Origin of the sequence: Roseateles toxinivorans, assembly GCF_004362525.1 — a bacterium.
GTDB classification, from domain to species: domain Bacteria; phylum Pseudomonadota; class Gammaproteobacteria; order Burkholderiales; family Burkholderiaceae_C; genus Paucibacter; species Paucibacter toxinivorans.
The window spans coordinates 348794-371627 of record NZ_SNXS01000002.1 but is presented as its reverse complement, the minus strand read 5'-3'; the positions used below and the strand labels follow the sequence as shown (position 1 = coordinate 371627).

The window sequence follows — 22834 nt, the reverse complement described above, 5'->3', positions numbered from 1 at the left end:
CTGCGCCGGCCCGACATAATCGGGGCAGCTTTCACGGATCAAAGAAGTCCGGCAAGGGGGAGGTGTTCCATGCTTCGCAAGACCCGAGGCGCATTCGCTGCGCTCGTCTCGATACTCATGTGCGCTGTAGGCGCGGCCCGCGCGGCCGATGAGCCGCTGTCGCTGTCAATGGCGGTCATGCCGCCGAGAGTGCTGCAGGCGGCGATCTCGCCGGATGGACGGTATGTGGCAGCCATCGCCACCGAAGGCGTAGGCGGGCTGACCCTGATCGATACCGAGAGCCTCAAACGGCGGCGGGTGGACAGCGGCCGATGGGCCAACTACGGCAGCTCCCGCTACTACAAAGAGCCCCGACAGGTACGCTGGATCAACAGCGAGCTGATGGCCATCGACTACGGCCTGGAAGCCGAGGCACGCGACCTTGACGGCAAGCTGGTCCGGCGGCTCGGCGCCGCGGTGATCGGCAAGGCCTTGGCCAATGAGCCGGAATCGCCGCTGGTGCTGGTGTTCGAGGACGAGGACCATGAGGAGGTGGCCCGGGTCGACGCCCGCACCGGCCGCCGTCAAAGGCTGAGCGTGCCGATGTCGGGCAAGCCCACGCGCTGGGCCTTCGACGAGCAGGGCGAGTTGCGCGCGGTGACGATGTCCAGCGCCGGCTTCTGGGCCGACACCGCCCAGCTGTCGCACTGGTATCGCTCGCCGCTGACCGAGCGCTGGGAGAAGCTGCTCGACTTCAAGGTCACCGATGACACCTGGCGGCCGCTGGCCGCCGAGACTGCCGACAACCGGCTGATCGTGCTGTCGCGCCAGGGCCGCGAGACCTATGCCGTATTCGCCTATGACCCGGTGCAAGGCAAGCTGGGCGAGATGCTGGCCGGCCATCCGACCGAAGACCTTTACGTGCTGGATGAGCTGCAGTCCGGCCAGTACGAAAGTGTGGTCACCCACGGCATGAAGCCGCAGCGACACTGGTTCAACGGCCGCTGGGCCGGGCTGCAAAAGGCGGTCGACGAGGCCATGCCCGGCCACGTGAACCAGCTCAGCGGCGACCCCCAGGGCCGCGTGCTGGTGTTCTCCTATGCCGATGTCGACCCCGGGCGCTGGTTTCTGCTGGACAGCCGCACGATGGGCATGCGCCTGCTGCTGGAGGCCGCGCCGCAGATCCAGCCGGCGCAGATGCGGCCGATGGAGGTGATCCGCTACGCCGCCCCCGACGGGCTGAGCATCCCGGCCTATCTGACGCGCCCCGCCGGCGCGGCTGGGCCCCGGCCCATGGTGGTCGTGGTGCATGGCGGCCCTGCGGCGCGCGACCACTGGGGCTGGAATGCCGAAGTGCAGCTGCTGGCCACGCGCGGCTATGTGGTGTTCCAGCCGCAGTTCCGCGGCTCGGCCGGCTTCGGCAAGAGCTTCGAGCAGGCCGGCAACGGCCAGTGGGGCCTGGCCATGCAGGACGACATCAGCGCCGGCGTGGAGCACCTGATAAGCCAGGGTATTGCCGACCCCCGGCGCATCTGCATCTACGGCGCCAGCTATGGCGGCTATGCGGCACTGTGGGGGCTGATCAAGACGCCGCAGCTCTATCGCTGCGCCGTCACGCTGTCGGGCGTCTCCGACATCGGCGAGCGGCTGACCGACTGGTCCGACACCAACGCCGACAAGGCCTCGCGGGAGCTGATGCGCTTTCACCTCGGCGTGCAGGACCCGGCGCGGCTGGACCAGGTCTCGCCACTGAAGCATGCGCAGCGCATCCAGGCGCCATTGCTGATCGCCCATGGCGATCGCGACAGGCGCGTGCCCGTCGGCCACAGCCAGCGGATGATGAAGGCGCTGGATCTCCACAAGAAGCCCTACGAATGGCTGGAGCTGGAGAACGAGGGCCACAGCATCCGGCTGCTGCGTAATCTGTACAAGTTCGACGCCGCGCTGATCCGCTTCCTCGACACCCACATCGGCACACCTCCCGCCGCCGCCAGCGCGCCGCCCTGAGCGGGGCTGGTTACCATCGGGCCCATGGTGACGTCCCTCGAACTGGCCCTGTTGTATCTGATCGCTGCGGTGCTGGGCGTGGTCGTCTGCCGACTGCTGAAGCTGCCGGCGATGCTGGGCTATCTGGCGGTGGGCGTGCTGATTGGTCCGAACGCGCTGGCCCTGGCCGGCGACTCGACCGGCATGAACCATCTGGCCGAGTTCGGTGTCGTGTTCCTGATGTTCGTGATCGGGCTGGAGTTCAATCTGCCCAAGCTCTACAGCATGCGCCAGCTGGTGTTCGGCCTCGGCCTGATGCAGGTGCTGCTGACGGTCTGCGGCGCCATCGCCGGCAACGTCCTGCTGATTCTCGCCTTTGCCTGGCTGGGCCAGGCCTGGGAGCTGCAATGGCAGGGCGCCCTGGTGCTGGGCGCGGCGATGGCGATGAGCAGCACGGCCATCGTCGTCAAGCTGATGGCCGAGCGGCTGGAGCTGGAGAGCGAACACGGCAAGCGAGTGATGGGCGTGCTGCTGTTCCAGGACTTGGCCGTGGTGCCGCTCCTGGTGCTGATACCGGCGCTGAACTCCAGCGGCGAGGCGCTGGCCACCTCGCTGCTGTGGGCCGGTGTCAAGGCGGTGGTGCTGCTGGGCGTGCTGCTGGTCGGTGGGCAGAAGGCGATGCGCTGGTGGCTGACCCTGGTGGCGCGGCGCAAGACCGAGGAGCTGTTCATCCTCAACCTGCTGCTGGTCACGTTGGGTCTGGCCTGGCTGACCGAGCTGGCCGGCCTGTCGCTGGCGCTGGGCGCCTTCATCGCCGGCATGCTGATCGCCGAGACCGAGTACAAGCACCAGGTCGAGACCGATATCCGGCCCTTCCACGATGTGCTGCTGGGTCTGTTCTTCATCACCATAGGCATGCGGCTGGACTGGCGGCCGGTGATGGACAACTGGCTGCTGGTGCTGCTGCTCACCAGCCTGCCCATCGTGGCCAAGGCGGTGCTGATCGCCGGTCTGGCGCGGATCTTCGGCGCGCAGCCGGGCGTGGCCATACGCACCGGCCTCTATCTGGCCCAGGCCGGCGAGTTCGGCTTCGTGCTCCTGACCCTGGGCCTGGACAACAAGTTGATCGCGCCGCATTGGGTCAGCCCGGTGCTGGCCAGCATGGTGCTGTCGATGCTGGCCACGCCCTTCCTGATCATGTACAGCAACCGCATCGTGATGCGCCTGTCCAGCACCGACTGGCTGATGCAGTCGGTGGCGCTGACCACCATCGCCAAGAAATCGATCAAGGCCCAGGCCCACGTCATCATCTGCGGCTATGGCCGCAGCGGGCAGAACCTGGCGCGGCTGCTGGAGGGCGAGCACATCCCCTATATGGCGCTGGACCTGGACCCCGACCGCGTGCGCCAGGCCGCCGCCGCCGGCCAGAGCGTCGTGTTCGGTGACGCCGCCCGGCTGCAAAGCCTGATGGCTGCCGGCCTGGCGCGGGCCAGCGCGGTGGTGGTCAGCTATCCCGACACGGCCTCGGCCTTGAAGATACTGAAGCTGGTCGGCGAGCATGCGCCGCAGGTGCCGGTGGTCGTGAGGACCATCGACGACACCGATCTGGAGCGCCTGCGCGCCGCCGGCGCCACCGAGGTCGTGCCCGAGGCCATCGAGGGCTCACTGATGCTGGCCAGCCACGCGCTGGCCCTGGTCGGCGTGCCCATGCGCCGCGTGATCCGCCTGACCCGCGATGCCCGCGATGCGCGCTACGGCCTGCTGCGCGGGTATTTTCATGGCGCCGATGACGACACCGGCGAGGAACGCCAGCAGGCCCGCCTGCTCAGCGTCACCCTGCCCGTGGCCAGCGCCCATGCCGGCGAGCCGCTCTTGGCCCTGGCACTGCACGCGGTGGGCGTGGCCGTGGTCTCGGTGCGGCGCGCCAATGGCGCGGTGCTGCAGGCCACCGATGCGCTGGTGCTCGGTGGTGGCGACACGCTGGTGCTGTCGGGTCAGCCGGAGGCGCTGGCCTTGGCAGAGGACAAGCTGCTCAAAGGCTGAGCCCGGCGAGAGAAAACTTGATGCCCGGTGCCGCCTGGGTGACACCCGCAGCGGCGCGCATGGCCCACACTGCGCACAGAGCTTCACGCCACCATGTCTTCTTCACCCACCGACTCCAAAGCCCCGCGGCGCCGCATCTACCTGATGCGCCATGGCGCCGTCACCTACTTCGATGCCACCGGCCGGCCGGTGTTGCCCGAGGAAGTGCCGCTGAACGAGGAGGGCCGGGCGCAGGCGATCGCCGCCGGTTTGCAGTTCAAGCAGGACGGCGTGCGCTTTGATCGCGTCATCGTCAGCGGCCTGCCGCGCACGGTGCAGACGGCGGCGCTGGTACTGGAGCACGCCGGTCTGGCCGAGACCTTGACGCCCGAGATCTGGCCCGAGCTGCAGGAGATACGCGGCGGGCGCCTGGCCGATATCCCCCGCGAGCAGATCCAGCAGGCCTTCAACGGCCTCAGCCATGGCCTGCTGCGCGAGGACCAACGATTCCTGAATGGCGAATCGATCGCCGAACTGCTGGACCGCGTGCTGCCGGCCATCAGCAAGCTGCGCGCGCAGACCGACTGGGACAGCGCGCTGCTGGTGCTGCATGGCGTGGTCAATGCCGCCGTGCTGTCGCACGCGATGAGCGGTGGCGGCCGGATGATGCTGGGCAGCCTGGTGCAGGCGCCGGCCTGCATCAATGTGCTCGATGTCGGCGAGGCGCCGGCCGACTGGCTGGTGCGCGTCGTCAATTTCTCGCCCCAGCATCCGCTGCACACGCATACGCGCCACACCACGATGGAAGCGTTGCTCGCCCAGTATCTGCAGTACCGCAGCGAGCGTTGACCGTCGCCCGCACCCACTCACCCCCAGGCCACGCGCCTTGCAAGGACACAAGATGATGAACTTCGACTACAGCCCCAAGGTCAAGGACATGCAGCAGCGCCTGCTGGCCTTCTTTGATGAACACATCTACCCGAACGAGCGCCGCTTCCATGAAGAAGTGGCCGCCAACCGCGCCAAGGGCAATGCCTGGATTCCGACCGAGCTGATCGAGGAACTCAAGCCCAAGGCCCGCGCCGCCGGCCTGTGGAATCTGTTCCTGCCCAGCTCCAAGCGCGCGCCCGAAGGCCTGACGAATCTGGAATACGCGCCGCTGTGCGAGATCATGGGCCGCGTCAGCTGGGCCGCCGAGGTCTTCAATTGCTCGGCGCCCGACACCGGCAATATGGAAACGCTGGAGCGCTATGCCACCGAGGCACAGAAGACCGAATGGCTGGAGCCACTGCTGCGTGGCGAGATCCGCTCGGCCTTCTTGATGACCGAGCCGGCGGTGGCCTCCAGCGACGCGACCAATATCGAATGCCGGATGGAGCGGATCGGAGACGAGTTGGTCATCAACGGCACCAAGTGGTGGTCGTCCGGCGCCGGCGACCCGCGCTGCAAGATCTATATCGTGATGGGCAAGACCAATCTCGAGGCCGGCCGCCACGAGCAGCAGTCCATGGTACTGGTGCCGGCCAACACCCCGGGCATCACGATCAAGCGACCGCTGAGCGTGTTCGGCTATGACGATGCGCCGCACGGTCATATGGAAATCGAGCTGAAGAATGTGCGCGTGCCGGCCGGCAACATCCTGCTCGGCGACGGCCGCGGCTTCGAGATCGCCCAGGGCCGCCTCGGCCCGGGCCGCATCCACCACTGCATGCGATCGGTCGGCGCCGCCGAGCGGGCGCTGGAGCTGATGTGCACGCGGGCGATGAGCCGCACCGCCTTCGGCAAGACCCTGGCCCAGCAGGGCGTCAGCCACGAGCGCATTGCCGAGGCCCGCTGCAGCATCGAGCAGGCCCGCCTCTTGACCCTGAAGGCCGCCTACATGATGGACACGGTGGGCAACAAGGTCGCCAAGGCCGAGATCGCGATGATCAAGATCGTTGCGCCCAATGTCGCACTGAAGGTGATCGACTGGGCGATACAGATGTACGGCGGCATGGGCGTCAGCGATGACACGCCGCTGGCCATGATGTGGGCCCACCAGCGCACCCTGCGCCTGGCCGACGGTCCGGACGAGGTGCACCGCTACTCGCTGGCCAAGCTGGAGCTGGCGCGCCATATGCAGATTCCTGGCGACAAGGTCAGCATGCCGGTGACGCGGGGCTTCTGATCTTCATTGATCTGGGGGGCGGCCCTAGCGCTGTGCCCCCGGTTCAGGGCATGATTCGCCCCATGAACCGTAACGACCCCTCCACCGGCGCCGCTGCCCTGAGCGCGCCGGACGCCATCGCCCACCCCGGGGCCTATATCAAGCACCATATCCGCACCGTGCCCGACTGGCCGGCGCCGGGGGTGCAGTTCCGTGATATCACGCCGCTGTTGTCCAACCCCAAGGTGTTCCGTGTCCTGATCGACATGTTCGTGCACCGCTACTTCGACGCCAAGCCGACGGCCATTGCCGGCCTGGATGCACGCGGCTTCATCATCGGTTCGGTGCTGGCCTACGAGCTGAATGTCGGCTTCGTGCCGATACGCAAGAAGGGCAAGCTGCCCTTCACCACCGTCGAAGAAACCTACGAGCTGGAGTACGGCAGCGCCACCGTCGAGATCCACACCGACGCCGTCAAGCCCGGCGACCGCGTGGTGCTGATCGATGACCTGATCGCCACCGGCGGCACGATGATGGCCGGCCGCAAGCTCTTGCAGCGCCTGGGCGCCGAGGTCATAGAAGGTGCCTGCATCGTCGATCTGCCCGAACTGGGCGGCTCCGACAAGCTGCGCGCCAGCGGCCTGCCGCTGTTCACCCTGGTGTCGTTCGAGGGTCATTGAGCGCGCCGACCCTGCAGCCCCCGGATTCGCGGGAGTGACAGCGGGCCGGAAGCGGCCTAACTTGCTCTCCTGCACAATGCCGGAGACCGATATGCCCACCAAGTACCAATTCCCAGTCGCGCTGGCCCTGGCCTCCCTGCTGGGCTCGGCCCAGGCCCTGCCGGTCAACTGGGCCGACTGGACCTCCGGCGTCGCCGGAGCCAGCGGTAGCGCGGCCGGCACCTTCAACACGATTTCCGGCAGTGTGGACATCGGCTATGTTGGCGAGGTCGCCTTCATCCAGACCGGCGTCGGCACCGACTTCTTCAGCCCGACCGGCCCCTATCTGAGCGCGCTGGTCGACAACGCGCCGACGCCGGCCGAGATGATCGCGCTGTCGCTGGCCTCGGCCAAGACGCTGACCTTCTCCAAGCCGGTCGACAATCTGTTCTTCGCCGTCGTCAGCCTCAACGGCAACGGCTACAAGTTCGACTCCGACTTCGAGATCGTCAGCACCGGCTGCGGCTACTGGGGCTGCGGCTCGCTGAGCAAGGTCGATCTGGGCGGCGGCCAGTTCCAGCTCAATGGCTCGGGCGAGCCCCATGGCGTGATCCGCTTCACCGGCGCGGTCTCATCCATCACCTGGAGCAGCCTGACGAATGAAAACTGGAACGGCTTCACCGTCGGCACCTATGGCATCGCGCCCCCGCCAGTGCCCGAGCCCGGCACCTACGCGCTGATGGCCCTGGGCCTGCTGGGCCTGGGCGCCGTGGCACGCCGCCGCTCGAACTGAAGTAGCAAGGCGCCCTGCAGGAGCAGGGCGCCCGCGCGTTCAGCGCACCACCGCCAGCGACTCGCGGCTGCCGCCCTTGTAGGTGTACAGGGTCAGCGCGCCGTTCCTGATATCGCCCTTGGCATCGAACGAGATGTTGCCGGTCACGCCCTTGTAGCCCTCGGTCTTGGCCAGCACCGGCAGGTACTTGGCCGGATCGGCCGAGCCGGCCTTGACCATGGCCGCGACGAGCACACCTACCGCGTCGTACGAGTAGGGCGCATAGACCTGCACATCGAGCTTGGTCGAGGCCTTGAAGCGGGCCTTGAAGTCCTCCATCGCCTGCTTCTGGGCACCGTCCACACCGCCGGCCTCGGCGCAGAAGACCTGGCCGTCGTCCATCGTACCGGCCGCCAGCTTGGGCAGCTCGGCGGTGCAGATGCCGTCGCCGCCGACCAGCTTGACGTTCAGGCCCAGCGCCTTCATCTGGCGCAGCATCGGCCCGGCCACCGCGTCCATGCCGCCGAAGAACACCACATCGGGCTTCTTGGCCTTCAGGCTGGTCAGGATGGCGCTGAAGTCGGTGGCCTTGTCATTGGTGAACTCGCGGCCCACGATCTTGCCGCCGGCGGCCTTGGCGCCCTTCTCGAACTCATCGGCCACGCCCTGGCCATAGGCGGTGCGGTCGTCGACGATGGCGATCGCCTGGCCCTTCAGGTCCTTGGCGGCGTAGCGGCCCAGCGTGCCACCCAGGTGCACGTCATCGGCGACGACGCGGAACGTCGTCTTGTAGCCGTTGCGGGTGAACTTGGGGTTGGTGCTGGACGGCGAGATCTGTGGAATGCCGGCATCGGCATAGACCTTGGACGCCGGAATCGACGTGCCCGAGTTCAGATGGCCGACCACGCCATTGACCTTGGAGTCCACCAGCTTCTGCGCCGCCTGCGTGCCCTGCTTGGGGTCGCCGGCATCGTCTTCGCCCAGCAGCTCCAGCCTGACCTTCTTGCCGCCGATGACGACGCCCTTGGCGTTGAGCTCCTGGATCGCCAGGCGGGCGCCCAGCTCGTTGTCCTTGCCCAGGTGGGCGATGGCGCCGCTGGTCGGGCCGACGTGGCCGATCTTGACGACCTCCTGTGCGTGGCTGCTGCCGGCGGCCAGCGTGGCCAGTGCCAGCGCGGTGATCTTGAATGCTTGATTCATGTTGTTGCTCCTGAAAGTGATGCCTGTGCTCAAGGCTTGAGGTCGAATTTCGGCGTGCCCAGCAGCGGCGTCGAAACCGCATAGGCGCCGTGGTTGGTGAACACCCAGATCAGCTTGCGGTCCCATTCGATGAACACGCCGTGCGTCTGGTCGCCGTGGTGCAGATTGACCTTGGGGTTGACGGTGGGCGGCACGAAGTAGCCGGCGATCTTCGGCGCGGCCGGGTTGCTGACGTCAAAGATCTGCGCACCGGCGTTGTAGAAGGCATAGACCAGGTACTTGTCGCTGGGCGTGCCGGGCTGGTGCCAGTAGCCCGTGCGCTTGGGCCCGAAGCTGCCGCGGCGCTGGCAGTAGTCGGTGAACGGCGCGCCCTTGGGCGGCGTGGGTCGCGGCAGGGTGGCCAGGATCTTCGGATTGGCCGGATCCTTCACATCGATGGCATAGATGTCCTTGTAGGGCTCGTAGCAGTCCTCGTTCAGCGGATATCCGCTGTAATAGACGACGCCGGTCTTCTCGACCTTGGTGACGTCGATGTTGTCGCCCTCGGTGCCGGCCTGGCTGACCGGCATGTCGAGCTTGCCGACGCGCTTCATCCTGGCCGGGTCCGACACATCGAGCACATGGAAGCCCATGCCGCCCATCGCCGCATAGCCGTACTTGCCGCCCTTTTCGGGATCCTTGGGAATGAACAGCGGCATGCGCGCACCCATCCAGGCCGTCTTCTTGCCGACGCGGGGGTTCTTCTTGTATTCCTCCTCCTCGCCGAGGCGCGAGCCGGGCACCCACCAGGTGGACAGTCGCTGCGGCTTGTGCGGGTCGCTCAGGTCGAAGGCCATCTGCGCCTGGTTGTAGAGGAAGTTGCCGTATTCCTGATTGGCAAAGCTGTCGTCCGGCGCGCCGGAGACGAACAGGTACTTGCCACCCCAGTACACCGGCACATCGCCGCAACCCGAGCCCTGCTGCGGGAACCTGTCCGGGGCGCTGTAGGCGTCCAGCGGCAGCTCGGCGATCTTCTTCCACTGGGCCGGGTCGGGGCTGTCCATCTCGAATACGCGGAAGCCGCGCAGCAGCGGCTGGTTGCGGATGATGTCCACCTTGGCCTTCTGCTCGGGCGAATACTTGTTCTCCAGGATGCCGAAGCGCGTGACCTCGTAGCACTGCACGGCCACATGCTTCTTGAGCTTGTCGTTGTACTGGATGGTCAGGGGGCCGAATGGATGCTCGTTGCCACCCCAGGCCCACTTCTTGTTGGCCACCATCTCGGCCTTGCGCGGGTCCGTGATGTCGAACACCTTGTAGAAGGACTTCTCGTGGATGACCATATAGCGGCGGCCATTCATGTCCACCGTGGTCTGCCAGGAGTGGTAGGGGCTGCCCAGCATCTCCGGGTACAGCGCCTCGACCTTGGTGTTGTGCAAGTAGCTGTTCTGGTCCAGATAGTCCAGGCTGCCCTTGAACGGGTGCGTGCCGCCGATGCTGGGCGTCTCGGCCGGGTGCTTGTAGATGCCGGTGGCGGGGTCCAGCCCGAAGCTGCTGGGGTCAGGCCTTGCCGGCTCGCCGGGCGTGCCCTTGGCGTTCTCGCGCTCTTCCTTGACCGGCACCTTGGCCGTGCCCGGGGCGGGCGGAACAATGGTCTGGGCCAGGGCCTGGTGGGCCAGGCCGGCGCTGATCAGCAAAGCAATCAATGAGGGTTTCATATCGATGAGTCTCCTGGGGCTCAGAACTTGTGACGGATGCCGATTTGCAGGCCGCTGGGGTTCTCGTTGGACAAGGGCGTCGCGTGGTTGAAGCTGACCGGGAAGCGCATCGCCGAGTCGCGGGCGTGGCGTACCGAGCCATAGACGCTGTAGATGTCGGTGCGCTTGGACAGGCCGTGGATATAGCCCACCACCCAGCTGGTGGCGTCGGACAGGTCGGCGTCCAGCTGGTCGTTCTTGCGCACCAGGCTGGCGAAGAAGCGCTGCTGCGCATTCAGCTCATAGCGCAGGCCCAGCTGCAGGTCCTGGCCCTTGGAGCTGAAGTCCACATAGGGCGGGTAGGCGTAGTAGCCGCTGTAGCGGTGGTAGAGCAGGGTCAGGTCCAGCGCACCCATCGAATAGACGCCGCCCAGGTAGTAGTCGCGCGAGTTGCGGATCTGGTTGGGGTTGTTCAAGGTGCGACGGTACTGCTGGTCGGTGGCGGCCATCAGATACAGGTCACCGCCGAAATAGTCCACCGCCAGGCTGCGTGTCTGGGCGTCCTTGGAGCCATCTTCGCGGCCGGCCGTCACGCTCATGCGGGCCTGGATATTGGCCATGCGCGGCGTGGTGTAGAACAGGCCGTTGCTCTCGCGCCAGGGCGCGAAGTACAGCATGGTGTTGCTGATCGGGCTGTAGTCGCCCGAATAGGTCGGGTCGATATAGCCATACATCTCGGCCGAGGGCAGATCGCGCCGGCCGGCGCTGAGCTCGCCCCAGGCCTTGGAGCCGAGCTGGATATAGGTGTGGCGCGGCGAGCCCTGCTGGCCGGTGTCACCGCGCAGGGTGATCTCGTGCACGGCGGTGGCCTTGAGGCCGTCGCCCAGATCCTCCTGCGCCTTGAACTGCAGGCGCGAGGTGTTCAACCCACCCGAACCCAGGCCCTTGATGGTCTTGCCGCCGGACTTGGCGACCTCGGCATTGATGTCGATGAAGCCGGACAGCGTCACCTGGGCCAACGCCGGGGCGCTGGCCAGGGCCGCAGCGGCGGCCACAGCGCAAAGAGTCAGTTTGGTTCTCACGAGAATCTCCATGGGTCGCGGAAGCGAGGGTTGAGGGGAGTAACAGGTCTTGGGGAAGAGGCTCAGGTCACGGCCTTGCGGGCCATGAATTCGGGGGCGGACCAGGCGGCGCTGGCCATCACGTCTTGCAAAGTGGCCACCGCATCCCAGACCTCGGCATGGCTGAGGTAGAGGGCGGCAAAGCCGAAGCGCAGGATGTCGGGCGAGCGGAAGTCGCCGATCACGCCGCGCGCAATCAGCGCCTGCACGATGGCGTAGCCCTCCGCGTGCGTCAGCGAGACCTGGCTGCCGCGGGCGTTCGGTTCGCGCGGCGTGGCCAGGCCGAAGCCGTGGCCGGCCAGCTCCTGGTCGACCAACGCGATGAACAGCGAGGTCAGCGACTGGCTCTTGCGGCGCAGCGCCTGCATGTCGACGCCGTCGAAGGCGGTCAGCGCCGCTTCCAGCGCGATCAGGCCCAGCTGCGGCGCCGTGCCGACCAGCATCCGGTCAATGCCCGGCGCCGGCACATAGCTCTGGCTGAACTCGAACGGCCTGGCATGGCCGTGCCAGCCGGTCAGCGGCTGGCGCAGGCCGTCCTGATGGCGCTTGGCGACGAACACAAAGGCCGGCGCGCCGGGGCCGCCGTTCAGGTACTTGTAGCCGCAGCCCAGCGCGAAGTCGGCATTGCAGGCATTCAGTGCGCAGGGCATGGCGCCGGCCGTGTGGGCCAGGTCCCAGACCACCAGCGCGCCGACCTCGTGTGCGCGCTTCGTGATCGCGGCCATGTCATAGACCTTGCCGCTCTTGTAGTTGACATGGGTCAGCGTGACGACGGCGACGTCTTCGTTCAGCGCGGCCAGCACGTCTTCGCTGTCCACCGCACGGAACTCGGCACCGACCAGCTCGGCCACACCACCGGCCACATAGGCATCGGTCGGGAAGTTGGCGTTCTCGCCGAGGATCACCCGCCGGCCGGGCCGCAGCCGCAGCGCCGCGACCAGCACCTTGAACAGATTGATCGAGATCGAGTCGGCAACGATGACTTCATCGGCCTCGGCACCGACCAGCGCCGCGATGCGGCCCCCGACGCGCTGCGGCGCCGGGTACCAGTCAGCATCGTTCCAGGAGCGGATCAGGCCCTGCGCCCATTCCTGCTCGATCGCGCGTTGCATACGAGCCGGCACCGCACGGGGCATCGCGCCCAGCGAGTTGCCATCCAGATAGATCACACCCTCGGGCAGGGCGAATCGTTCGCGGCAGCGGGCCAGCGGGTCTTGCGCATCGAGGGCCAGGCAGGCGGCCCGGGTGATGGGCGTGGTGAGTGCGGAAGAAGAGGGCAGATTGAAGAGGTTCATTTCGTGTTTCGCGCTGTATCCGAGCGACGTTTCATGTATACATTGAGGCCAGTCTATGTTTTGTTTTGCAGATTTATTACCTAGCTAACCCTACCCCGCCTGGTTTGGGGTAGATTTCACCCAGCAATCACGATTCACGGGTTTTCTTATGCCGATAGAGATCGATGCCACCGACCGCGCGCTGCTGAAAGCGCTGCAGGACAACGCCCGGCTCACCACCTCGGAGCTGGCGCAGATGACGCAGATGTCCCAATCCCCCTGCTGGCGGCGCATCAAACGGCTCGAAGACGCCGGCCTGATCGCCGGCTACAACGCCCGGCTCGACCGCCGCGCGCTGGGCTACGGCGTGATGGCCTTCGTGACCATCAGCATCGACAGCCAGGACGAAGGCCACTCGCTGGACTTCGAGCAGGCGGTGCGCGACATCCCAGAGGTGGTGATGTGCCACGGCGTATCCGGCCCCGAGGACTTCGTGCTGGTGGTCGTAGCCCAGGACCTGGACGCCTACTCGGCGCTGATGCAGACCAAGCTGCGCCGCCTGCCCGGCGTGAAGATGGTGCGCACCAGCTTCTCGATGCAGGAGGTGAAGGCGCTGCAGGGGATGCCGATTCCCTAGGCCAAACTCCACAACATCCGCCCACCCAACCCCAGCAGCAACACCGCAAACACCTGCTTCAACCGCCCCACCGGCAAGGCGTGGGCCAGTCTTGCACCGAGGGGTGCGGTGAACACACTGCCCACCGCAATCGCCAGCAGCGCCGGCAGATAGACATAGCCCAAGCTCCAAGGCGGCAAAACCTGCCCGGAGCCGAGTCCGTTGATGACAAAGCCCACCGTGCCGGCAACCGCGATCGGAAAGCCCAATGCCGCCGAGGTGGCAATCGCCCGGTGGATGGGCACCGAACACCAACTCATGAAGGGCACTGCGACCGAGCCGCCGCCGATGCCGACCAGGCTGGAGAACGCGCCTATCGCGCCGCCGGCCACGTGCATGCCTGCTGGCCCGGGCAGCTCGCGCGAGGCCTTGGGGCGTGCATTGAGCAGCATCTGGCCGCCCACATAGAAGCTGAAGGCAACGAACACCGCCTTTAGCGCCGGCGTCGACAACTGGCCCGCGACGAAGCTGCCGGCCAGCGTGCCGATCAACAGGCCCGGCGCCAGCCGCCGCACTGCGGCCCAATCGACGGCACCACGGCGGTGATGGGCGCGCACGCTGGAAATGGACGTGAACACGATGCTGGCCAGCGAGGTGCCCAGCGCCAGATGCGCGATCTGCGCGCCATGGGCCGCGCCCCAGGGCAGGCCGGCGTAGATGAAGACCAGCACGGGCACCAGCACGATGCCGCCGCCAACGCCCAGCAGCCCCGCCAGCACGCCGGTGACGGCGCCAAGCAGCAAAAAAGTCAGCAACTCCATCACAACACCCGGCAGGCCGCGTCGAAAGGCAGGCGTGGATGGCGCGGGAACAGACCCGAGGCATCGCCGTGGCCAATGTTGCAGATGAAGTTGACCACCACGTGCTGGCCGGGGAACTGCTCCGGGCCGAAGAAGACCGCGTTCACCGCCGCCGCGTCGAAGCCCGACATCGGCCCGCAGTCCAGCCCCAGGCCTCTGGCGGCCAGCATAAGATAAGCGCCCTGCAGGGAGCTGTTGCGAAAGGCCGTGGCCTCGGCCAGCGCGGCATTGGCTGCGAACGGTTCACGTGCGGTCGGGTTGTGCGGGAACAGCTGCGGCAGCTGCTCGAAAAAGCCCTTGTCGTAGCCGATCAGCACCGTCACCGGCGCCTGCGCGACCTTGTCGCGATTGCCGGGCGACATCAGCGGCACGAGCCGCGCCCGGGCCTCGGCGCTGCGGATGAACACCAGCCGCGCCGGCGAGCCATTGGCGCTGGTCGGGCCCAGCTTCATCAGCTCATACAGCTCGGTCAGCAGCTCGGGGGCGACCGGCGTGTCCAGCCAGCGGTTGTGGCTGCGGGCCTGGCGGAACAGCAGCTCCCAGGCAGCGTCATCCAAGGTGTGGTTCATGGTGCGTCACTCATGCAGGCGGTGGCGGTGATCTCGACCCGCATCTCGGGGTGTGGCAGCTGGTGCACCGCCACCGTGGTGCGCGCGGGGCCGCTTTGTGCATCGAAGAACTCGGCGTAGGCGCCGTTGTAGGCAGCGAAGTCGCGCATATCGATCAGGTAGCAGGTGAGGGTCACGCAGTGCCGCAGGTCAGCGCCCTCGGTCTTCAGCGCGGCGCGTACTTTCTCGATCACGACCCGGGTTTGCTGGGCCACGTCTGCCACACAGCTGCCATCGGCTTGGCGTGCGCTCATGCCCGAGACGAACAGCCAGGGGCCTCGGCGCTGCAGCTGCGGGTAGGCGCCCAGCGGGGCGATCGGGCTGGCGCTCATGGCTTCACCTCGCTTGGCTCGAGATCCGACACATGACGATTGAGGCGGCAGGGACGAGGGCGCGCCGGCCGCTGCGGGCTGAAGCATTGTCCGGTCCTGAACGGACCGAACTTCGGCTTCTTTATGCCCGCTGCGACCGGCACACCCTCATCCCTGCTGCAGCGGGAGCGCAGGCGGCCACCAGCCCATCCAAAGAGGGGGTGGGGGGCCGGCCACGGCGGGCATAAAGAAGCTGGAGGTCGGTCCGAAGGGACCGGCCCAAGCTTCAGCCCGCAGGGGCCGGCGCCCCGCCGCCTCTGCCACCCCATCGCAGCGAGGCGGCACTCACGCAAGACCATGAGTTTCATCGCAGCGCAAACCCCACGCCTTCCAGCGCCGTGTGCAGCGCCACCGCCTGCGCCACCGACAGGCGGGTCAGCGGCGCGCGCACGCGCTGCCAGGCCGGGTCGTGCAGGCCCTGGGCCAGCACCTCCTTCAGCGCGGCAATCATCGGATAGCCCTGGACGATCTGGCGCACCCTGTCCACCTCGCTCTGCAAGGCCTGGCCCTCGGCACTGCTCCACTGATCGACCAGGCGGCTGATGCGGCCCGGGTTGATGTTGACGGTGGCCGAGATGCAGCCACGCGCGCCCAGCGGCCGGGTGCGCGAGATGAAGCTCTCGGAGGCCGGGAAGATGGCCAGGCCGGGGAAGCGCGCGAGCATCGTCTGCAGGTTGTCCCAGTCGCCCGAGCTGTCCTTGATGCCGACCACGATGCCGGGAAAGTCCTTCAGCAGGCGCTCGATCACCGCGTGGGTGATGGGCACGTCAGACAGCGCGGGGATGTGATACAGGTACAACCGCAGCCGCGGATCGGCGATGCGCTCGATGACATCGGCGTAGTAGGCATACAAACCCTCGTCGGTGATGCCCTTGTAGAAGAACGGCGGCAGCATCAGCACGCCGGCGCAGCCGTGGGCCACTGCATGGCGGCTCAGCAAGGCGGTCTCCTGCGCCGAGCAGGCACCGGTGCCGGGCAGCATGCGGGCTGGCGGCAGACCCGCCTCGACCAGAGCGTCGAGCAGCTCCATCCGCTCGGTGCCGGCCATCGAATTGGCCTCGCTATTGGTGCCGAACGGGGCCAGGCCGGCGCCCTGCTCCAGCAACCAGCGGCAATGGGCGATGAAGCGGGCCGTGTCGGGGCTGCCATCGGATTGGAAAGGGGTGACGACGGGCGCAAACGCCCCGGTCAAGACATCGGTGACCATGGGTATCTCCAGGAATGAAATGGGGGAGCGCCTGGGGGCGCTGTGCGGCGTTCGCCGCTAGGAAGGGCAGGGCGCGAGGCCGCGGCTGAAGTCCAGCAGCTGCTCGCCAAAGGCGTCATCGCCGCTGTCGATGTGGGCGACGATGGATGTGTGGTTGTGCACAGGCAACCAGATCGAGCGCGGCGCCCTTCCCTGAGCCAGGCCGACGCGGTGGCAGAACTCCGCCGCGTAAACGTCCAGCCAGGGGTTCTCGTACTCGGCGACCGCCACCAGGGCCGGCACGTTCAGCCGTGCGGCGTGCGTGACAGCCGAGTCGGGTTCGTAGCGAGCCTCGTCCTCACCGAAGTAGGCCCGCACGCCGGCTGCGTTCGGGTTGTCGGGCCGCACATCGGCACGCAGCCGCGCGCTGATCAACACCACGCCCGCCACTTTCGGCTGCACAGGCTGCACTCGCGGATCGCAGACATAGCTGGCCACATGGGCGCCGCCGGCCGAGTGACCGACGAGCACGAGGCGCCGCGCATCGCCGCCGAAGCTGGTCGCATGGGCACGCACCCAGTCCACCGCCAGGGCCAGGTCTTGCGCACCGGCCGGGAACGGCGCCTCGGGCGCCAGCCGGTACTCGACATTGATGCCGATGAAGCCATGGCGCGCAAAGAAGCGCGGCACATTGCCGTAGACCTGCTCGGTCGGATTCATCTGCCCGCGCAGAAACGCGCCGCCGTGGACGAACATCATGATGGGCAGGCAGGCGCCTGGCTGCTGTGCCTCATGGCTCTGGTAGACATCCAGCCGCTGGCGCGGGTGCTCGCCATAGGCCTGGTCGCGCTGGATCGCCAAGCCCGGCAGTGGCCGATCGGCCAGCACAGCGCTGTAGGCACGCACCACTTGGTCGCGGTGGCTGTTGATGTCGGTTGCCCAGCGCGGGCCGATCGCGCGCAGCAGTGCTTGAAGGTCGGTGCTCATGTCAGTGATACGCCACATAGACGCTGGAGCGGCAGAGACGAGGGCGCGCCGGCCGCTGCGGGCTGAAGCCTAGTCCCGCCCTGGACGGTCCGGACTCCGGCTTCTTTATGCCCGCTGCGACCGGCACGCCCTCATCCCTGCTGCAGCCAGGGTGCAGGCTCTCGGGTCCAGAAGACACGCGCAGTAGCCCGCAGTGGCCGCCCCCCCGCCCCCTCTGCCGCCACACAACAGCAAAACGCTCGGTCCACTTCATCTCAATACACACCCATCAGCTTGGACAATTCCGAGATGTACTCGCCATAGCGCGGGTCCTGCTTGATCGTCTCCGGCATGCGCGGGCGCGGCAGATCGATGGCCACCTCGCGTACTACGCGGCCCGGCCGGCCCGACATCACCAGCACGCGGTCCGACAGGAACACCGCCTCGGCGATGCTGTGCGTGACCAAGAGCACCGTCTGGCGCTGCTCCTGCCAGATGCGCAAGAGCTCGACATTGAGCTTGTCGCGGGTCAGCGCATCGAGCGCGCCGAACGGCTCGTCCATCAACAGGATCTGCGGGTCCAGGGCCAGGATCTGGCCGATGGCCGCACGCTGGCGCATGCCGCCCGACAGCTGGTGCGGATGGTTGTTCTCGAAGCCCTTGAGCCCCAGCATCTCGGTCAGCTGCGCGATCTTGGGCGCGGCCTGAGCCTCGGGAATCTTGCGCAGCTTTGCGCCCAGCGCGAGGTTCTGGCCGACGGTCAACCAGGGCAGCATATTGCTGCTCTGGAACACGACGCCGATCTCGGGGCTGGGGCCGGTGACGCGCTTCTGGTTCACCAGCACCTCGCCGCCCTCGTAGGGCGTGAGCCCGGCAACGATGCGCAGCAAGGTGCTCTTACCGCAGCCGCTGGGGCCGAGTATCGACACGAACTCGTGCGGCGCGATGGCCAGGTCCACCGACTCCAGCGCCTTGACCTCGTGCTTGCCGGCAAAGGTCTTCAGCACATTGCTGACCGCAATCGCGGGCTTGTTATCTGTGTTCATCGCCGCTCTCAGAAGGAAATGCCACGCCACCAGACGGCGCGCGCCAGGCGTTCGACCACCGCATACAGGGCCACGGCCAGGGCGGTGATGACCAGAATGGCGGCGAACATCAGATCGGTCTGTCCGTTGGCCGTGGCCATGGTCATCAAGTGGCCCAGACCCTCCTCGGCTCCGATGAACTCGCCGACGATGGCGCCGATCACGGCCAGCGGCATAGCGACCTTGACGCCATCGACGAAAGCCGGCAGCGCCGCAGGGACCTGCAGGCGCCAGAAGAAGTCCCAACGCGAGGCGCCCAGCGCCCGGAAGTGCTCGTCCAGATTGATGGCCACGTTCTGCATCCCGCCCAGGGTCGCGATGACGATGGGGAAGAAGGCGAACAGAAACGTAGCCGCCACCTTGGACGCAAAACCGTAGCCGAACCAGACGATCATCAGCGGCGCCAGCGCGATCTTGGGCATGCTTTGCAGCGCGGTGATCAGCGGGTACAGCGTGCGCCGCGCAAAGGCACTGATGTGTATCAACACGCCCAGCAGCACGCCACCGAGCACGGCCGCCACAAAGCCGACCAGCACCTCGACCGTGGTCACCCAGGTGTTGCTCATCAGCGGCTCGCGGGCATTCCAGCCGGCGATCAGCACATCGCTGAACGGCGGCAGCAGGTAGCGGCGGATGCCCAGCCAGCCGACGCCGAACTCCCACAGCAGGGCCAGCAGGCCCCAGAACAGAATCGCTTCCAACCAGCGCTTGGCCATGGCTTACTTCTTTCCTTGCTTCGCCGCCACCACGGCAGCCGGCGGTGGCACGACGAAGCGCTCGAAGCGCCACTGGTCGAACGAGTCGATATTGCGCTCCCAGACCTTGGCTTCGTAGGGGCGATCAGGGCCGATCTGCGTCATCTCGCAGTAGAGCTCGACGTTGTTGCCGTCCGGGTCCTTGAACACCAGGAACAGGTTCTCCCCCGGGCCATGCTTGCCGATGCCGCGCACGATCTCGATGCCATGGGCCTGCAGCACACGCACCGCGCGCTCCATCTCTGCCATGTCATCGACCAGATACGAGAAGTGCTCGACGCCGGGCCGGCTGTAGCGCGGCAGGTCGTTGATGTCGGGCGAGTCCTTCGGGATCTGCGACAGCGCCAGATCATGGTGGTCGCTGCTGGCGCGCAGAAACACCATCTGGTCGCTGATCCAGTCGGAGACGGCGAGGCCCATCACCTCGGTGTAGAACTTCACCGAGGCGTGGATGTCGCGCACCATCAGCACGATATGGCCGAGGCGGCGGGGGCGTAGAGTTTCCATGGCTGTCTCCCGGTCCTGGATCAGTCGATGAATCGATTCGTGTAGACCTCGCCACCGCGCACCGAGGCGGTGACGTTGAAGGCCTTCTTGGCGAACTCGATCGTGCCGTGCATGCGGTCGGCGCGGATGTAGCCGAGCTTCTTGCTGTCGGCGCTCGGGTCGCCAATGATGGACACGGTTTCCTTGATCTGCTTGAGCAGGATGTCGCGGGCCAGCAGGCGGTTGTTGGCGACGATCAGGTCGGCCGCGCCCTCCGGGTCCTGGCGCATGAACTCGTAGCCCTTGTAGGTGGCCTTGACGAAGCGCTTGACCAGATCGGGGTTGGTCTCGATAAGCTTCTCGCTGGTGACGATGCCATTGCCGTAGATGTTCAGATTGAAGTCGCGGTAGCGCAGCATGCCCAGGGTCTTGCCGTCGCGCGCGGCCAGCCATTCGAGCAGCGGCTTGTTGGCGCCCTCCCAGCATTCGGCCAGGTCGATGCGGCCCTCCATGAAGGACGGGTTGATCACCGACGGGTCCAGGCGCAGCAGCTTCACATGGTTGGCCGGCAGGCCGTTGGCGGCCAACCAGGCCGGCACGATGTTCTGCAGCGGCGAGGCACCGCCGCCGCCGAGGCTCAGGCCCTTCAGATCGGCCAGCGTGCGCAGCTTGCGCTTGGGCGTTTCCACATAGCACAGGGCGGCCGGCCAGACGGTGTTGATGGCTCCCACCATCACCGTCTTGCCGCCATTGGCGCGGTTCAGCATCACGCTGATCGGGTCGCCGTAGCCAAATTCGAACAGACCCTGGTCCACTTCGTTGACGGTGCGCTGGCCGCCGTAGCCGCGCTGCGCCGTCACCTCCAGCCCCGCCTCGGCGTAGAAGCCCTTGGCGGCGGCTACCAGCACGCCGCCGGTGCTGCCCTGGGGCAGCCAGGCGAGGTTGAACTTGACCTTGTCCAGGGCCTGGGCGGCGGGGCTGAGCAGGGCGGCGCTGGCGAGCAGCAACGGCGCAAAGGTAGTGCGAAGAAGGGATGTGAACATGCGGTTCTTTCTCAGGGGCTCAAGGGCTTACGCGGCCACGACACGATTGCGCAGGCTGCCAATCTGCTCGATGCTGGCCATCATCACATCACCGGCCTGCAGATAGACGCCGCGGCCCATGCCCACCCCAGTGGGCGTGCCGGTGGCGATCAGGTCGCCGGGCTTCAGCGTCAGCAGCGATGACAGGTAGGCGATCTGCTCGGCGATATTGAAGATCATGCCCTCGGCCGTGTCGTCCTGCATGGTCTGGTCGTTGACGTCCAGGCGCATGCGCAGCTTCTGCGGCTCGGCAATGCATTGTCGCGGCACCACCCAGGGGCCCATCGGGCCGAAGGTGTCGAAGCTCTTGCCGCGGAACCAGTCGTGGGTGAACGGGTAGTCGCTGCGGCGGTTCAGGTCGCGGGCGCTGATGTCGTTGAACACCGTGTAGCCGGCGATCACGTCATAGGCCTGCTCGACCGTCACATGCCGGCACTGGCGGCCGATGACCACGCCCAGCTCGACCTCCCAGTCCAGCTTCTGCGTCTCGGCCGGCTTGACGACATCGTCGCCGCTGCCGATCACGCTGGTGTCGGCCTTCATGAAGCAGTAGGGCGCGCTTTCGCTGCGCGGCGCCAGCTTCGTGCCCATCTCGCGGGCATGCTCGTAGTAGTTCGATGCGGCGCCGAAGATGCGCGCCGGGCGGTACGGCGGCAGCAGCTTGTAGCTGCCTTCGGCCAGCGGCTGGATGCGGCCGGCAGCGCGCTCGGCGGCGAGCTTGGCTGCCAGAGCCTCGACGGCGCCGCGGTGTGTCTCCCACTGCTCCATCACGCGCTGCGTGCCTTGCAGCAGAGGGTTGGCGTCCGAGCCCAGCGCGGCCACGTCATACAGTTGCTGGTCCAGCACCAGCGCGGCGCGCGGGCCGCTGCCCTGCTCGTAGGAAGCTATCGCATACCAGTTCAAGGGAAATCCTTTCAGTGCATTCAGGGTCAGCGCGCATCTGCCGCTGCGTTGTGAATACAATAACAGCATCATGTATACATGACAAGTGTTTTGGGGAACACCCTGAGGCGATGTGCGCAAACCGTTCCGGAGAGCCCGATGCTCAAACGCGAAACCCTGTTGGTCCTGATTCCGCTGCAAGCGCCGTTTGTGGCTGCGCTCAGCGAGCTGTATGAGCTGATCTATGAGCCGGCCGGCCATAGCGAGGCGCTGTGGCAGCGGCTGCACGGCCAGCCACTGCGGGCGGTGCTCACCAACGGCACAACGGGCTTCAGCGAGGCGCAGATGGCGCTGCTGCCTCAGCTGGGCCAGATCTGCAGCTGGGGCGCCGGCTACGAGAACATTGACGTGGCGGCGGCCCGCGCCCGCGGCATTGCGGTCAGCCACGCACCGGGCGTCAACAACGCCACCGTAGCCGACCACGCACTGGCGCTGATGCTGGGGTTGTCGCGCGGCCTGGTGGCATTGGACGCGGCCGTCAAGCGCGGCGACTGGCAGACCAGCCGGGGTGAGCGGCCCACGATCAACGGCCGCCGCCTGGGCTTGCTGGGCATGGGCAATATCGGCCAGCAGATCGCCCGCCGCGCGGCCGGCTTCGATATGCAGATCGCCTACTGCACGCGCACGGCCAAGCCCGAGCTGCCCTGGCGTCATGTCGAGTCGGTGCTGGCGCTGGCGGCCGAGTCCGACTATCTGGTGCTGGCCTGCCCCGGCGGCGCCGCGACCCGCCATCTGGTCAACCGCGAGGCGCTGCAGGCGCTGGGGCCCGAGGGCTTTCTGGTCAATATCGCGCGCGGCAGCGTGGTCGATACCGAGGCCCTGATCGCGGCCCTGCAGGCGGACGAGATCGCCGGCGCCGCGCTCGATGTGATCGATGGCGAGCCCGTCGTGCCACCCGCCCTGGCTGCATCAGGCAAGGTGCTGCTCACGCCCCATGTGTCGGGCCGCTCGCCCGAGGCACAACGCGCCCAGCTGGCCTGCGCGATGGGCAATCTGGCGGCCTTCTTTGCCGCGCGGGAGTTGCTGACGCCGGTGCCCTGAG

At 66.9% G+C, this 22834-nt stretch carries 22 protein-coding genes; 8 read left to right on the top strand and 14 right to left on the bottom strand.

What is annotated here, in order from left to right; genetic code table 11:
* Positions 1-117 precede the first annotated feature (117 nt).
* From DES47_RS07430 to DES47_RS07405, 6 genes are all read left to right on the top strand, one after another.
* A complete protein-coding gene (locus DES47_RS07430) occupies positions 118-1986 on the top strand; it encodes an alpha/beta hydrolase family protein (RefSeq protein ID WP_208114931.1) in 1869 nt (622 codons plus the stop codon).
* Positions 1987-2013: 27 nt separating this feature from the next.
* Entirely contained in the window at positions 2014-4008 is a 1995-nt protein-coding gene (locus DES47_RS07425; protein ID WP_133700777.1) for a cation:proton antiporter domain-containing protein, read from the top strand.
* 93 nt (positions 4009-4101) lie between these two features.
* Complete coding sequence (locus DES47_RS07420) at positions 4102-4836, top strand: histidine phosphatase family protein (protein ID WP_133700042.1); 735 nt, start codon at positions 4102-4104, stop codon at positions 4834-4836.
* Between the two features lie 55 nt (positions 4837-4891).
* Positions 4892-6154 carry an acyl-CoA dehydrogenase family protein gene (locus DES47_RS07415; RefSeq protein ID WP_133700776.1) on the top strand — a complete coding sequence of 421 codons (1263 nt, stop codon included), beginning with the start codon at positions 4892-4894 and terminating at the stop codon, positions 6152-6154.
* Between the two features lie 62 nt (positions 6155-6216).
* Positions 6217-6813: an adenine phosphoribosyltransferase gene (locus DES47_RS07410; protein ID WP_243748207.1), complete on the top strand. Its 597-nt coding sequence runs from the start codon at positions 6217-6219 to the stop codon at positions 6811-6813.
* 91 nt (positions 6814-6904) lie between these two features.
* Positions 6905-7585: a PEP-CTERM sorting domain-containing protein gene (locus DES47_RS07405; protein WP_243748206.1), complete on the top strand. Its 681-nt coding sequence runs from the start codon at positions 6905-6907 to the stop codon at positions 7583-7585.
* A gap of 39 nt (positions 7586-7624) precedes the next feature.
* Here the strand turns inward: DES47_RS07405 and DES47_RS07400 are convergent, their stop codons facing one another.
* The 4 genes from DES47_RS07400 to kynU form a co-directional block, all read right to left on the bottom strand.
* On the bottom strand, positions 7625-8764 hold the full coding sequence (locus DES47_RS07400) for a branched-chain amino acid ABC transporter substrate-binding protein (RefSeq protein WP_133700041.1): 1140 nt from the start codon (positions 8762-8764) through the stop codon (positions 7625-7627).
* 29 nt (positions 8765-8793) lie between these two features.
* Positions 8794-10461, bottom strand: a complete 1668-nt coding sequence (locus DES47_RS07395) for an LVIVD repeat-containing protein (protein WP_133700040.1) — start codon at positions 10459-10461, stop codon at positions 8794-8796.
* Between the two features lie 20 nt (positions 10462-10481).
* Positions 10482-11522: a porin gene (locus DES47_RS07390; protein ID WP_166651895.1), complete on the bottom strand. Its 1041-nt coding sequence runs from the start codon at positions 11520-11522 to the stop codon at positions 10482-10484.
* Positions 11523-11584: 62 nt separating this feature from the next.
* A complete protein-coding gene (kynU, locus tag DES47_RS07385; RefSeq protein WP_133700038.1) occupies positions 11585-12856 on the bottom strand; it encodes a kynureninase in 1272 nt (423 codons plus the stop codon).
* 148 nt (positions 12857-13004) lie between these two features.
* Between kynU and DES47_RS07380 the strand changes: the two genes are divergently transcribed.
* Complete coding sequence (locus tag DES47_RS07380; RefSeq protein WP_133700037.1) at positions 13005-13472, top strand: Lrp/AsnC family transcriptional regulator; 468 nt, start codon at positions 13005-13007, stop codon at positions 13470-13472.
* Here DES47_RS07380 and DES47_RS07375 read toward each other — a convergent pair.
* From DES47_RS07375 to DES47_RS07330, 10 genes are all read right to left on the bottom strand, one after another.
* Positions 13469-14272 (bottom strand): sulfite exporter TauE/SafE family protein, encoded by an 804-nt coding sequence (locus DES47_RS07375; RefSeq protein ID WP_133700036.1) that lies wholly within the window; start codon positions 14270-14272, stop codon positions 13469-13471. The genes DES47_RS07380 and DES47_RS07375 overlap by 4 nt on opposite strands.
* The gene (locus tag DES47_RS07370; RefSeq protein ID WP_133700035.1) at positions 14272-14880 is read right to left on the bottom strand and encodes a malonic semialdehyde reductase; all 609 of its coding nucleotides are present in this window, start codon (positions 14878-14880) and stop codon (positions 14272-14274) included. Before DES47_RS07370 ends, DES47_RS07375 begins: the two co-directional genes overlap by 1 nt.
* Positions 14877-15251, bottom strand: a complete 375-nt coding sequence (locus DES47_RS07365; RefSeq protein WP_133700034.1) for a RidA family protein — start codon at positions 15249-15251, stop codon at positions 14877-14879. The genes DES47_RS07370 and DES47_RS07365 overlap by 4 nt, the downstream gene beginning before the upstream one ends.
* 343 nt (positions 15252-15594) lie before the next feature.
* On the bottom strand, positions 15595-16497 hold the full coding sequence (locus DES47_RS07360; protein ID WP_133700033.1) for a dihydrodipicolinate synthase family protein: 903 nt from the start codon (positions 16495-16497) through the stop codon (positions 15595-15597).
* A 57-nt stretch (positions 16498-16554) separates the two neighbouring features.
* Positions 16555-17463 carry an alpha/beta hydrolase gene (locus tag DES47_RS07355; protein WP_133700032.1) on the bottom strand — a complete coding sequence of 303 codons (909 nt, stop codon included), beginning with the start codon at positions 17461-17463 and terminating at the stop codon, positions 16555-16557.
* Between the two features lie 254 nt (positions 17464-17717).
* The gene (locus DES47_RS07350) at positions 17718-18488 is read right to left on the bottom strand and encodes an ABC transporter ATP-binding protein (protein WP_133700031.1); all 771 of its coding nucleotides are present in this window, start codon (positions 18486-18488) and stop codon (positions 17718-17720) included.
* Between the two features lie 8 nt (positions 18489-18496).
* A complete protein-coding gene (locus DES47_RS07345; RefSeq protein WP_133700030.1) occupies positions 18497-19243 on the bottom strand; it encodes an ABC transporter permease in 747 nt (248 codons plus the stop codon).
* 3 nt (positions 19244-19246) lie between these two features.
* Positions 19247-19789 carry a VOC family protein gene (locus DES47_RS07340; RefSeq protein WP_133700029.1) on the bottom strand — a complete coding sequence of 181 codons (543 nt, stop codon included), beginning with the start codon at positions 19787-19789 and terminating at the stop codon, positions 19247-19249.
* Between the two features lie 20 nt (positions 19790-19809).
* Positions 19810-20811 (bottom strand): ABC transporter substrate-binding protein, encoded by a 1002-nt coding sequence (locus tag DES47_RS07335; protein ID WP_133700028.1) that lies wholly within the window; start codon positions 20809-20811, stop codon positions 19810-19812.
* A 27-nt stretch (positions 20812-20838) separates the two neighbouring features.
* Positions 20839-21753 carry a fumarylacetoacetate hydrolase family protein gene (locus DES47_RS07330; protein ID WP_243748205.1) on the bottom strand — a complete coding sequence of 305 codons (915 nt, stop codon included), beginning with the start codon at positions 21751-21753 and terminating at the stop codon, positions 20839-20841.
* Between the two features lie 138 nt (positions 21754-21891).
* Here DES47_RS07330 and DES47_RS07325 point away from each other — a divergent pair, with 138 nt between their 5' ends.
* Positions 21892-22833 (top strand): 2-hydroxyacid dehydrogenase, encoded by a 942-nt coding sequence (locus DES47_RS07325; protein ID WP_133700027.1) that lies wholly within the window; start codon positions 21892-21894, stop codon positions 22831-22833.
* Position 22834 lies beyond the last annotated feature (1 nt).

Coding starts and splice junctions, on each gene's coding strand:
- DES47_RS07395 (WP_133700040.1), bottom strand. CDS start 10,461: ATGAAACCCTCATTGATTGCTTTGCTGATCAGCGCCGGCCTGGCCCAC.
- DES47_RS07355 (WP_133700032.1), bottom strand. CDS start 17,463: ATGAGCACCGACCTTCAAGCACTGCTGCGCGCGATCGGCCCGCGCTGG.
- DES47_RS07415 (WP_133700776.1), top strand. CDS start 4,892: ATGAACTTCGACTACAGCCCCAAGGTCAAGGACATGCAGCAGCGCCTG.
- DES47_RS07420 (WP_133700042.1), top strand. CDS start 4,102: ATGTCTTCTTCACCCACCGACTCCAAAGCCCCGCGGCGCCGCATCTAC.
- DES47_RS07335 (WP_133700028.1), bottom strand. CDS start 20,811: ATGTTCACATCCCTTCTTCGCACTACCTTTGCGCCGTTGCTGCTCGCC.
- DES47_RS07375 (WP_133700036.1), bottom strand. CDS start 14,272: ATGGAGTTGCTGACTTTTTTGCTGCTTGGCGCCGTCACCGGCGTGCTG.
- DES47_RS07370 (WP_133700035.1), bottom strand. CDS start 14,880: ATGAACCACACCTTGGATGACGCTGCCTGGGAGCTGCTGTTCCGCCAG.
- DES47_RS07405 (WP_243748206.1), top strand. CDS start 6,905: ATGCCCACCAAGTACCAATTCCCAGTCGCGCTGGCCCTGGCCTCCCTG.
- kynU (WP_133700038.1), bottom strand. CDS start 12,856: ATGAACCTCTTCAATCTGCCCTCTTCTTCCGCACTCACCACGCCCATC.
- DES47_RS07410 (WP_243748207.1), top strand. CDS start 6,217: ATGAACCGTAACGACCCCTCCACCGGCGCCGCTGCCCTGAGCGCGCCG.
- DES47_RS07345 (WP_133700030.1), bottom strand. CDS start 19,243: ATGGCCAAGCGCTGGTTGGAAGCGATTCTGTTCTGGGGCCTGCTGGCC.
- DES47_RS07365 (WP_133700034.1), bottom strand. CDS start 15,251: ATGAGCGCCAGCCCGATCGCCCCGCTGGGCGCCTACCCGCAGCTGCAG.
- DES47_RS07400 (WP_133700041.1), bottom strand. CDS start 8,764: ATGAATCAAGCATTCAAGATCACCGCGCTGGCACTGGCCACGCTGGCC.
- DES47_RS07360 (WP_133700033.1), bottom strand. CDS start 16,497: ATGGTCACCGATGTCTTGACCGGGGCGTTTGCGCCCGTCGTCACCCCT.
- DES47_RS07380 (WP_133700037.1), top strand. CDS start 13,005: ATGCCGATAGAGATCGATGCCACCGACCGCGCGCTGCTGAAAGCGCTG.
- DES47_RS07350 (WP_133700031.1), bottom strand. CDS start 18,488: ATGAACACAGATAACAAGCCCGCGATTGCGGTCAGCAATGTGCTGAAG.
- DES47_RS07340 (WP_133700029.1), bottom strand. CDS start 19,789: ATGGAAACTCTACGCCCCCGCCGCCTCGGCCATATCGTGCTGATGGTG.
- DES47_RS07430 (WP_208114931.1), top strand. CDS start 118: ATGTGCGCTGTAGGCGCGGCCCGCGCGGCCGATGAGCCGCTGTCGCTG.
- DES47_RS07325 (WP_133700027.1), top strand. CDS start 21,892: ATGCTCAAACGCGAAACCCTGTTGGTCCTGATTCCGCTGCAAGCGCCG.